The sequence below is a fragment of the Oenococcus oeni DSM 20252 = AWRIB129 genome (assembly GCF_000372485.1).
GTDB lineage: Bacteria > Bacillota > Bacilli > Lactobacillales > Lactobacillaceae > Oenococcus > Oenococcus oeni.
On record NZ_AQVA01000002.1, the window covers coordinates 85,544 to 97,315 of the forward strand.

Below are 11,772 nucleotides of genomic sequence, written 5' to 3' on the forward strand. Positions count from 1 at the left end.
AAAAGATAAAGGAGTTGAATGAAATGATAAATCAAGATAATGATTCGCCAGCAACGCTAACCGCAATTAAAATTCAAGAAGACGACGGCAGTATTTCCCAACTAAAAGATGACCAGATAGAAAAAGTGCTTTTGCATGCCAATGACAAAGTCGATCAGCCGCTTGACAGCCAATTAATCAAAAATATCGTTGATCAAGTCATGACAAAAATACCGCTTTCCGACAACTCTGTAGCAACTCGCCAGGATTTGAACACAGCTATTCTGCGTTCTTTAAAAGAGCAGGGCAATCCACAACTGGCACAAGTCGCGAATAATCAATTATTGTCGGCCGAAATTAATTCCAGCAAAGCAACGGATATCAATTTTACGATTCAAAAACTGCTTAACAAAGACAAGACAGTCGTCAATGAAAATGCGAACAAGGACAGCCATGTTTTTAATACTCAACGAGATTTGACGGCAGGCACCGTTGCGCGTTCAATTGGTTTGAAAATGCTTCCGCCAAGGGTCGCCAAAGCACATATGAGTGGCGATATCCATTGGCATGATTTGGATTATCAACCATATAGCCCAATGACCAACTGCTGCTTAATCGATTTTAAAGAAATGTTGACCAACGGTTTTAAAATCGGCAATGCCGAACTTGAATCTCCAAATTCAATTCAGACTGCCACTGCCCAAATGGCCCAGATCATTGCTAATGTAGCTTCCAGCCAATATGGTGGTTGTTCTGCAGATCGGACTGACGAATTTCTAGCTCCCTTTGCTGAAAAAAATTATCATAAGAATCTAGCCGAAGCAAAGCAATGGATTGAAGACGAAGACAAACAGGAAGCTTTTGCTCGTCAAAAAACCGAAAAAGACATTTACGACGCGATGCAGGGTTTGGAATATGAAATTAATACTTTGTATTCTTCTCAAGGCCAGACGCCATTTACGACTGTCGGTTTTGGTTTAGGAACGAGTTGGATAGAACGGTCGATCCAAAAGGCGATTTTACAAGTTCGGATTAAGGGCTTGGGCAAGGAAAGGCGGACGGCGATTTTTCCAAAATTAGTCTTTACTATCAAACGTGGGCTCAATCTAAAACCTGAAGATCCTAACTATGATATTAAGCAGTTGGCAATCGAATGTGCCACTAAGCGGATGTATCCTGATGTTTTGATGTATGACAAAATTGTTGAACTTACCGGTAGTTTCAAAGCCCCGATGGGCTGTCGTTCATTTTTGCAAGGATGGTGGGATGAAAATGGCCGCGAAGTCAATGCCGGTCGCATGAATTTAGGGGTTGTTACAGTTAACCTTCCCAGAATAGCCATGGAGTCAAAAGGAGATCAGGCGAAGTTTTGGAAGATTTTCGAGGATCGTTTGAATGTTTGTAAAGAAGCGCTTGTTTTCAAGATCAACCGCGCCAAAGAAGCTAGTCCGGAGAATGCTCCGATTCTTTATGAATATGGAGCCTTCGGCAAGCGCTTGAAGCCGACTGATTCAATCGATCAGCTCTTTAATAAATCCCGCTCGACTGTTTCTTTGGGATATATCGGTATTTATGAAGTGGGAACTGTCTTTTTTGGTCACGCTTGGGAACATAACCCGGAGGCCAAAGCATTTTCTGTTAAGATTGTCAAAACCTTATGGGAACACTGCAAGGCTTGGGAAAAGGAATATGGCTACCATTTCAGTGTTTACAGTACTCCAAGTGAGAGCTTGACCGATACATTCTGCCGGCTTGATACAAAGAAGTTTGGCATTGTTAAAGACATTACCGATAAGGAATATTACACGAATAGTTTCCACTATGATGTTAGAAAGAAAATTACCCCCTTTGAAAAGATCGATTTTGAAAAAGATTATCCAAAATACTGTTCTGGCGGTTTTATTCATTATTGTGAATATCCAAATTTGAAACAAAATCCAAAAGCATTGGAAGCAGTTTGGGACTACGCTTATGACAAAATCGGGTATTTAGGAACCAACACTCCTATCGACCAATGTTTTAAATGTGGTTTTAAGGGAGAATTTGAAGCCACAGCGCGTGGTTTTAAGTGCCCGAAGTGTGGTAATACCGATCCGGCAACCTGTGATGTTGTTAAAAGGACTTGTGGATATCTTGGCAACCCATTGCAGCGGCCAATGATTCATGGACGTCACCAGGAAATTATTTCTCGTGTCAAGCACATGTCGCTCGGAAATGATAGTACAAGCAGTGCTCGTCAAGGATAGGAGATTTTAATGACGGAAAAGGAAACAAAAGCCGTAGCAAAAAGGCAGCACCAACATCGGCAGCGTTTGCCAAAAAATCCAAAACCTAAAGAATGGTTGTCTAAAGATTTAAGTTTGGATTATGTGGCTAGTTATAAACCATTTAATTTTGTTGATGGCGAAGGAGTCCGCTGCAGCTTATATGTCAGCGGCTGCAAGTTTGCCTGTCCCGGCTGCTATAACAAGGTCGCTCAGAATTTTCATTATGGTCAGCCGTACACGAAAGATTTAGAAGATCAGATCATCGCCGATCTTGGTCAGTCTTATGTTCAGGGGCTGACTTTATTAGGCGGCGAACCATTTTTGAACACTCATGTATGTTTGCAATTGATCGATAGAATTCATAAAGAATATGGTCATAGTAAGGATATTTGGTCTTGGACCGGCTATACCTGGGATGAGCTGCAGCTGGAATCAGATGATAAAAAAGAAATGTTGAGTAAATTAGACATTCTGGTCGATGGCCGTTTTTTGGAAGCACAAAAAGATTTAACACTGCAATTTAGAGGCAGTTCGAATCAGAGAATCATTGATGTTCAGAAATCCTTGCAGCAATCCAAGGTAGTTATTTGGGACCGTTTGGTTAGATAGGAAGGTAAGATTGACCAGTGACAACTTTAGAGATCAAAAATCTACACGTTCAAGCAGAGGGACAACATATTTTAAAGGGTGTTAATTTAACTGTATCCACTGGTGAGATTCACGCGATTATGGGTCCGAATGGGACCGGGAAATCGACTCTATCAGAAACAATTATGGGTAGAAGTGGTTATCAGGTGACTGAAGGCGATATTTTACTCGATGGCAAAAGTATCTTAAATTGGACTGTTGATGAGCGCGCTCGACACGGCCTATTTCTTGCGATGCAATATCCTCAAGAAATACCCGGAATTACGAATATGGAATTCATTCGAGCAGCGGTTAATGCCGGCCGACCAAAGGAAAAAGCGATTAAAGTTCGCGATTTTCTCCAACAGTTGGATGAGAAAATGGCTCTATTAAAAATACCGGAAGAGATGGCGGAACGGTATTTAAACGAGGGATTTTCCGGCGGCGAAAAAAAACGTAACGAAATATTGCAGCTTTTGATGTTAAAACCCCGTTTTGCAATTCTAGACGAGATTGATTCCGGCCTTGATATCGATGCATTAACAATTGTCGCTAAAGGTGTTAATTCTTTGCGTGGAGCTGAATTTGGTTCCTTAATTATTACTCACTATCAACGACTTTTGAAATATATTGTTCCTGACGTTGTTCATATTATGATGGGTGGACGGATTGTAAAGACTGGTGGTCCGGATTTGGCCGCTGAACTGGAAAAAACTGGATACGAGGGTCTTGCCAAGACGCTTGGTTTAGAGACTGCAGACCATGATTAAGACAAGACGTTCCGATTTTTTTAAACGGCAATTGAATGTTTTAGCAGATCTTCATGAAGCTGAATGGTTGACCGAACATCGTAAAAAAGCTCTTTCGGTTAGCCGAGACTTGGATTGGCCGGATTACCCGCGAGTTTTAAAAACAACTTTCCAAGCGATTTCAGCACCTTCAAGTTGGTCGCTTCAAGAAGAAAAAACTTTTCTTACAGAAAAATCTCAAATTAGGATCGAACAAAGTAACTTATCAAGTTTGAAGATTTATCTTCCTCGGGAACTTCAAAAACTTGGTGTCGTCGTGATGAATCTTTTTGAGGCTGCCGAAAAAAGGCCTGATTTAGTCCAACAATATTTGCAAAAAGATCCGAATAACCGCTTGCTGGCCATGCACCAGGCTTATTGGAATTGCGGTCTTTTAATTTATTTGCCAAACGATCTTCATTTGGAAAAACCAATTGAAATTTCTTTGACTGTGGATAATTATGCTTCGGCAATTGAACAACATATTTTATTTATCACCGGTAGTGGCGTTACGGCTACAGTTGTTCAAACGACAAAGTCTTCGCCCGGTTTGGAAAAAGTGCAGCTCAATTCTGTCTTTGATTTGATTGCCGGTCCGGGAAGCCGGCTTGATTGTTTTGCCGTTGACCAATTAAATCATTCTAAGATCAGTTACTTCAATCGTTTCAGCCGCCTCGGAGTTGATGCAGAAGTTAATTGGCTCTTGGCGGAAATGAATTTGAATAATTTGGTTGGCGAGTGTTCGGCGATCTTAAATGGCAATGGTTCAAAAGCCAACTTAAGGGTCGTTAGTTTGGCTGATCGAAAGCAGAAACAGGCCTTGATGACAAAACTGATTCACATTGGTCAACATACAACCGGCAACATTAATCAACGCGGAGTGATTCTTCAAGATGGTCGTTTGATTTATAATGCGGTTGGCAAAATCGTTAAGGGCGCCCACGGTGCTAATTCGGAACAAAGCAGCCGGATTTTATTATTGTCTCCCACTGCGACAGGAGATGCCAATCCAATTCTTTTAATTGATGAAAATGACGTTGAAGCTGGTCACGCTGCCAGTATTGGTCGAGTGAGTCCGGAGCAGCTTTATTATTTAATGAGTCGCGGATTAACAGTCGATCGGGCCCGTCAATTACTTGTTAAAGGTTTTTTTGATGATCTTTTGGATCGTTTGCCAATCGAAAATTTAAGAGCCGAATTAGATCAGGCATTGGAAAGGAGACTGTTAACGAATGTCCAAAAATCAGTTTCGTGACGATTTTCCTATTTTGAATAATGTGAAAATGAATGATGAACCCTTGGCTTATTTGGATAATGCGGCAACGAGCCAAAAACCCCAACTTGTTATCGACAGAATTAGCAGGTATTACAGTTATGAGAATGCTAATATTCACCGAGCAACACATGCTTTGGCTTTAAAAGCGACTGACGATTACGAGCAGGTCCGTGACCAGGTGCGGCATTTCATTAATGCAAAGTCCCGCGACGAGATAATTTTTACCCGCAGCACAACTGAAAGTTTAAATTGGGTGGCTCAGCGCTGGGGTGAAGCAAAACTTAAACCGGGAGACGAAATTGTTCTTTCGATTTTAGAACATCACAGTAATCTCGTACCTTGGCAGCAGGTGGCCAAAAAAACCGGAGCCCGTTTACGCTTTTTGGATTTTAATCAAGAAGGCGTGATTGATTTGAATGCTGCCAAAAAAACAATTAATGCAAAAACGAAAATTGTCAGCATTACTCAGGTTTCTAACGTACTTGGCAGTATTCAGCCGGTCAAAGAGTTGGCGCTTATGGCTCATCAGGTTAATGCAATTATGATTGTCGATGCTGCCCAAAGCGTTCCTCATTTTAAGATTGATGTCCAAAATCTCGACTGTGATTTTTTGGCATTTTCTGCTCACAAGATGCTGGGGCCAACCGGAGTCGGTGTTTTATATGGTAAAAGTGAATTGCTTGAGAAAATTGATCCGGAGTTTTTCGGTGGCGAGATGATTGAAGAAGTTAGTAAAAATGAAGCGAGCTTCAAAAGCGGCGCATTGCGTTTTGAAGCCGGGACGCAAAATATTGCCGGTGTAATTGCTTTTGGCGCTGCCTTAACATATTTACAAAAAGTTGGTTTTGATAAAATTGCCGCACAAGATCGGTCCTTAATGGAATCCGCTATTTCTGCTTTACAAAATAGATCGCAGGTGAAGATTTATGGATCGGCCGATCCTGCTAATCACACCGGAATTATTTCTTTTAATGTTGGTGAAATTCATCCTCACGATGTATCGACAGTTTTCGATCTTGACGGAGTTGCGATTCGAGCCGGACATCATTGTGCCGAACCCTTAATGAACCGTTTGGGTGTTTCAGCAACCTGTCGGGCAAGCTTTTATTTTTATAATAATTTGGACGACGTCGAGAGATTTTTAATTGCTCTAAAGGATACGGAAGATTTTTTTAATCGTCACCCTTCAAAGGAGTCCTCAAATGGCTAAGACAGTACAAAGATCGGGCACAGAATTTCATGATCAGTTCAAACCGATATATTCTACTGGAATTGGTCTTGATGAAAAGGTTGTTCGCGAAATTTCGGCTGCTAAACACGAGCCCGATTGGATGCTTGATTATCGTTTAAAATCATTGGCGATTTATAATAAAATGCCCATGCCTGATTTTGGTCCGGACTTGAGCGGCCTAGAGCTTGATCGCCTGCATTATTTTCAGCGCGCTACTGATAAAAAGTACCGCGACTGGAATGATGTTCCTGCGACTATTAAAGAGACTTTTGATCGATTGGGGGTTCCTGAAGCAGAAAGACAGTATCTGGCCGGTTCGAGTGCCCAATACGAATCAGAAGTTGTTTACCACAACATCAAAGATCAATTTGCCAAACAGGGAATTATTTTTACCGATACGGACACAGCCTTACAAAAGTATCCGGAATTATTTAAAAAATGGTTCGGTAAATTAGTCAGTCCGGCTACGAACAAATTTTCAGCCCTAAACGGTGCAGTATGGTCTGGCGGAGCTTTCATTTATGTTCCAAAAGGCGTTCGCGTTAAGACACCGATGCAGTCTTATTTTCGTATTAACGAGATCAATACCGGGCAGTTTGAACGGACTTTGATTATTGTCGACGAAGGGGCCAGTGTGAACTATGTCGAAGGTTGTACGGCGCCCCACTATGATTCCGATAGCCTTCATGCTGCCGTTGTAGAAGTAAACGTTCAGAGGGACGCATATTGCCGTTATACGACGATTCAAAACTGGTCGACTAATGTTTACAGTATGGAGACAAAAAAAGCTTCAGCAGCTGAAAATGCGACGATGGAGTGGGTTGACGGGAACTTGGGTTCAAAAATTACGATGAAGTATCCGTCTGTTTATTTAAATGGTCCTGGAGCAAGGGGGACAATGTTGTCAATTGCCGTTGCCGGAGCACACATGGATCAGGATAACGGAGCTCGGATGATTCACAATGCTCCCAATACGTCTTCCAGCATTATTTCAAAATCGATTTCCAAAGATGGTGGCGCGGTCGACTATCGTGGCGCGGTTCGTTTTGGCGAACATTCCCAAGGATCAAAAGCTCATGTTGAATGCGACACGATTATCATGGACGATAAATCATCTTCCGATACGATTCCGATCAATGAAATTCATAATGGACAAGTCAGTATGGAACATGAAGCCCGTGTTTCCAAAATATCGGAAGAACAACTTTATTATTTAATGAGTCGCGGAATTTCTGAGGCGACAGCTACCCAAATGATTATTATGGGTTTTATTGAACCTTTTACAAAACAATTACCGATGGAATATGCAGTCGAACTTAATCGTTTGATCGAATTTCAAATGGCAGGTTCGATCGGTTAGGATATTTTCGTGGGATTAGAAGGATTAAATCAGTTATATCGGCAGGTTGTTTTGGATGCTGCCGTTGACCAAAGATATCGGGGACAATTACTGAACCCAACGGCAGTCCAGCTTGCCCACAATCCAAATTGCGGCGATGTTTTAGAGCTTCAGATCAAAGTTTCTGATCGGCATATCACTGCAATTGCTTTTCAAGGGCAGGGTTGCACGATTAGTCAGGCTTCGGCAAGTATTCTTGCTGATTTGGCACTTCACCAATCGCTTGAAAGCATGCAAACGAGAATTTCCCAATTTCAGAAGATGATTACTGGGAAAGAAAGTGTAGAAATCGATCAGCTTGGAGATGCTTCGGTCTTTTCTAAAATCAGTCAATTTCCAACCCGGGTGAAATGCGCCGGTTTGGCTTGGGATGCTTTGGAACAAATGCTAAAAAACAATCAATTTGATTAGTGGACAAAAAGGAGGAATAATCGGCCTCCTTTTTGTATTATTAAGCTATGTCTTTAAAAGACAGGATCAACAATTGGGTCGAAAAAAGAAACGCCAAGGACGAAGCTCAAGATCGTTTGAAAAAACGAAAAGCGATCGAAAAGCAATATGCCAAGGAACATCCAAAACAGGTAACTCCTGTCCAACCGGAATACGAACAAGAATTCAAATTAACTCACAATGGCAAGTTCGAGCTTGGTTCGGACGGAAAGCTGACAAGTAAAGGAAGAAGCCAAAGACTAAAATTTCGCTTGAATATTGCTATTTTGTCATTGGTAGTTCTGATTGTCCTTTTGTATCTATACTTTATTTTTTTATGAGGAGCTCTATAAATGAAGATTGGAATCATTACACCGATGGAACAGGAAAAGCGTCAATTGCTGGATGCTTTGAGTAATATTCAAAGCAAAAAAATTGCCGGACAGAATTTCTCCGAAGGACAGATTTATGGTAAAGATGTTATTTTGACGGAATCCGGAATTGGCAAAGTTCAAGCCGCGATGGCAACCGGTGTTCTTTTGGATCGCTATAAACCGGATCTTGTTGTGAATACTGGGTCTGCCGGTGCTTTAGCTGCCGGTTTGCATATTGGCGATCAGGTTATTGCCAGCAAATTGGCTCATCATGACGTTTACAACACCAAATTCGAAGGTTCTGTTGGCTACGTGCCGGAAAAACCGCGTTTCTTTGAATCTGATCCTCAGTTGGTAAAAGATTTTCAAGAGGTTAATCCGGAAGCAAAGACTGGTTTGATTGTTACAGGCGATTCCTTTGTGATGGGCGACATGAAAAATACAATTATTAAAAATTTTCCTGATGGATTGGCCGTTGAAATGGAAGGTGCGGCAGTTGCTCAAGTTGCCTACGATTTCCAAGTACCTTTTGTCATTCTAAGAGCGATTTCCGATGCTGCCGATGACCAAGCGGCGATTAGTTTCGATGAATTTCTCGTGCAGGCTGGCGAAAGATCGGCTAAATTGCTTTTAAACTTTATTCAATCAATTTAATTTTGATGCTTAAGGGTTTCGCTTGATATAATTTAAACATGGCATTTGAAAACACAGTTTTGGTAAAGGGCGATCAAGGATATCGAATCAGCCCTGAAATAAAAGCTTTTACTCTTCGAGATCTTGGTTTTGTTTTAAATAATGCCGGTGCTTTTGTTCAAACAGACATGCTTGAACCGGAAAAGGGCTACTCTGCTTCGAGAAAATTAAAGATAACCTTTACGAAGGATTTGACTGCCTTTAAACTTTCATTGCTCAGTGGCAACGAAGCGATTAATATTGACATTTTTTCCAATCCTAAAGACAAAGCTTTGGTAGAACAGTATCGTTTTTTTATGAAGCAATTAATTGATCGAAAAGTTATCGAAACAATTAGTTGATCTTTAATATTCAAATCTTGCTTAAGCGCCGAATGACGCTATTTATTTTGAGTTAAACTGATTTAAGTGGCGCAATTAGTAGCAAGTATAAAAAAATCTTTTTTTAAAAACAGTGCTAATAATTATGCTGTTTTTTTGGCGAAAGTATCCAATGATGATTTTGATTGGGAAGAGACGGAAATCACTCTTACGGGCGAAATTGCCGATTTAAAAATCGGCGAGTCTTATGAATTCTCCGGAAAATTAACGGTTCATCCGAAATATGGAAAACAGTTTAATGTTTTTGATTATCAGTCCGTTTTACCGGATGATAACGATGGATTAATAGATTTTCTCAGTTCTGATCTTTTTGAGGGAGTCGGGAGAAAGACAGCCGAGAAGATCGTAGGTAATTTTGGCGGTGAATCGCTTGATATGATTGTTGATAAACCCGATCAGTTGAAGACACTCGGTTTGAAGAAAAAACAAATTGCAAATATGCGAGCCGTTCTTTTAAGCAATCAGGAAAAAACCAAAGCAATTGCTCAAAGCAGCCAGTATGGCCTTAGCCAGTCTTTGATCGAGCGATTGTTTGACCAATTTGGTTCCGATTTTACAAATCTTTTGTCGGAAAATCCCTATCAATTGATTGGCCAGGTTGATGGATTCACTTTTCAAGACGCTCAGCAGATTGCCCGATTCAATAATTTGAATAATCAAGAAGATCAGATCGATGGAGCAGTTATTTTCAGTTTATTGACGGCAGCCCAAGAAAGTGGGGATACTTACTTAAGCAAAGGCCAGCTCGTAAAGAATGTTTCAGAACTTTTGGAAAGCGGACTCGGGTTTTTCGATCAGGAAATTTTGACTGAAATCGAAAGTTTGCAAAGGAAAGGGCAATTGTTCATTTCCGATAGCCGCGTTTCTTTAGCTGAATATTATCGTTTGGAAGAATCGGTTATCGATGATTTAAAACGTGTTTCAAAAAACAAACAGCGTTCTTTCAACGGAAAACTGCAACTTTCCAATAAGTCGTTACTTGACGATAAGCAAAAAAAGGCCGTAGAATCGGTTTTCAAGAATCAGATAACGATACTGACTGGTGGACCAGGGACTGGCAAAACTACTGTTATCAAGACTGTTATTCAGCAATGGGAAAGAGCGGCCGAGAAGTCTGATTCGGAAAATAAATTCAAACAAACGAAAAAATTGGTTTTGTTGGCTGCTCCAACCGGTCGTGCTGCAGCTCGTATTACAGAAGTAACCGGGCGTCAGGCTGTCACGATTCATCACCTGCTTGGGGCGACCTCTGATGGATATTTTGATTTCGATGAAAATAATCAGCTGCAGGCCGGATTGATTGTAATTGATGAAATGTCAATGGTTGATCTGCAACTCTTCCAGCATTTCTTGCGAGCGGTACCTAATGGTTGCCGTTTACTATTGGTTGGCGATAAAGATCAACTTCCATCGGTTGGCGCCGGTCAAATTTTAACTGACTTAATTCTCAGCGATCAATTTAAAACAATCGAATTACAGATCAATCATCGGCAGACGAAGGGCTCTGGAATCGACCTTTTATCACAGGATTTGAAACGGGGAATCGTCGATCAAAAAATGTTTGAAAACGGTAATGATATCTCTTTCTTTTCTCTTGAAGAATACCAGTTGGAACAAGGGATCAGCCGAATTTTGTCCGCAGCAATGCGTTTTGGTATTAAAAAGGAAGATTTACAAATCATCACTCCGACGAATCGACTTGTCGAACTTCTAAACCAACTGGCACGTCCATATTTAATTGATCGAGATATCCGGATTGATGATTTATCGACTGCTTTTCTGGCTGGGGATCGGGTTATGCAGCAAGAAAACAATCCGGAAAAAGGTGTCAATAACGGTGATATAGGATATGTGATTGCCACGCAATTGTCTGGTCCGCTTCGTTCACGCTTCATATCGGTTGATTTTCTTGGTAATACTGTCATGTATAAAGAGAATGAAATTAATCAACTACGGCTTAGCTATGCATCGACAGTTCATAAGTCCCAAGGCAGTGAGTTTAGAAATGTTATTTTTGTTTTGACAAGTACCTTTAATAATTTTGTGACGAGAAATCTTGTCTACACCGGTGTTACGCGTGCCGAGAAATCATTGATTTTAATTGGCAGTCAAAGAGCTTTTACCGATGCAATCAACAATCCGACGCCTTTACGGCAGACAAATTTAGTAAAATTATTAAACGGTGTCGATAGGCCTGTAGTGCTAGCGACCAAAAAAGAGGCCAATGAGTCTCCTGACTATGTTTTAAGCAAAGAATTGATTGAAAATAATCAAATCGATCCAATGATTGGTATGAACGGAATCAAACCAGGCGACTTTATTAAATAAT

The 11,772-nt window shown here is 40.9% G+C and carries 11 protein-coding genes; all 11 read left to right on the plus strand.

All coding sequences use genetic code 11. The annotated features are described in order from the left end of the window. The first annotated feature begins 23 nt into the window (after window positions 1-23). The 11 genes from nrdD to recD2 all read left to right on the plus strand — a co-directional run bounded on the left by nrdD (window position 24) and on the right by recD2 (window position 11,771). Window positions 24-2,225 carry an anaerobic ribonucleoside-triphosphate reductase gene (nrdD, locus tag A3G9_RS0102160; RefSeq protein WP_002821335.1) on the plus strand — a complete coding sequence of 734 codons (2,202 nt, stop codon included), beginning with the start codon at window positions 24-26 and terminating at the stop codon, window positions 2,223-2,225. A gap of 9 nt (window positions 2,226-2,234) precedes the next feature. Then, window positions 2,235-2,855 (plus strand): anaerobic ribonucleoside-triphosphate reductase activating protein, encoded by a 621-nt coding sequence (nrdG, locus tag A3G9_RS0102165; RefSeq protein WP_002817158.1) that lies wholly within the window; start codon window positions 2,235-2,237, stop codon window positions 2,853-2,855. A 17-nt stretch (window positions 2,856-2,872) separates the two neighbouring features. Further along, entirely contained in the window at window positions 2,873-3,643 is a 771-nt protein-coding gene (gene sufC, locus A3G9_RS0102170; protein WP_002817159.1) for a Fe-S cluster assembly ATPase SufC, read from the plus strand. Further along, window positions 3,636-4,916 (plus strand): SufB/SufD family protein, encoded by a 1,281-nt coding sequence (locus A3G9_RS0102175; protein ID WP_002817160.1) that lies wholly within the window; start codon window positions 3,636-3,638, stop codon window positions 4,914-4,916. Before sufC ends, A3G9_RS0102175 begins: the two co-directional genes overlap by 8 nt. Next, on the plus strand, window positions 4,894-6,147 hold the full coding sequence (locus A3G9_RS0102180) for a cysteine desulfurase (RefSeq protein ID WP_002821334.1): 1,254 nt from the start codon (window positions 4,894-4,896) through the stop codon (window positions 6,145-6,147). The genes A3G9_RS0102175 and A3G9_RS0102180 overlap by 23 nt, the downstream gene beginning before the upstream one ends. Next, window positions 6,140-7,528: a Fe-S cluster assembly protein SufB gene (gene sufB / locus A3G9_RS0102185; RefSeq protein WP_002821333.1), complete on the plus strand. Its 1,389-nt coding sequence runs from the start codon at window positions 6,140-6,142 to the stop codon at window positions 7,526-7,528. Before A3G9_RS0102180 ends, sufB begins: the two co-directional genes overlap by 8 nt. Window positions 7,529-7,537: 9 nt before the next feature. Next, window positions 7,538-7,978: a Fe-S cluster assembly sulfur transfer protein SufU gene (gene sufU / locus A3G9_RS0102190; protein WP_002821332.1), complete on the plus strand. Its 441-nt coding sequence runs from the start codon at window positions 7,538-7,540 to the stop codon at window positions 7,976-7,978. Between the two features lie 47 nt (window positions 7,979-8,025). After that, entirely contained in the window at window positions 8,026-8,337 is a 312-nt protein-coding gene (locus A3G9_RS0102195; protein ID WP_002821330.1) for a hypothetical protein, read from the plus strand. A gap of 12 nt (window positions 8,338-8,349) precedes the next feature. After that, entirely contained in the window at window positions 8,350-9,024 is a 675-nt protein-coding gene (locus tag A3G9_RS0102200; RefSeq protein ID WP_002817162.1) for a 5'-methylthioadenosine/adenosylhomocysteine nucleosidase, read from the plus strand. A gap of 38 nt (window positions 9,025-9,062) precedes the next feature. After that, window positions 9,063-9,404 (plus strand): DUF1831 domain-containing protein, encoded by a 342-nt coding sequence (locus A3G9_RS0102205; RefSeq protein ID WP_002817163.1) that lies wholly within the window; start codon window positions 9,063-9,065, stop codon window positions 9,402-9,404. A gap of 66 nt (window positions 9,405-9,470) precedes the next feature. After that, window positions 9,471-11,771 (plus strand): SF1B family DNA helicase RecD2, encoded by a 2,301-nt coding sequence (gene recD2 / locus A3G9_RS0102210; protein ID WP_002821328.1) that lies wholly within the window; start codon window positions 9,471-9,473, stop codon window positions 11,769-11,771. Window position 11,772: the final 1 nt, after the last annotated feature.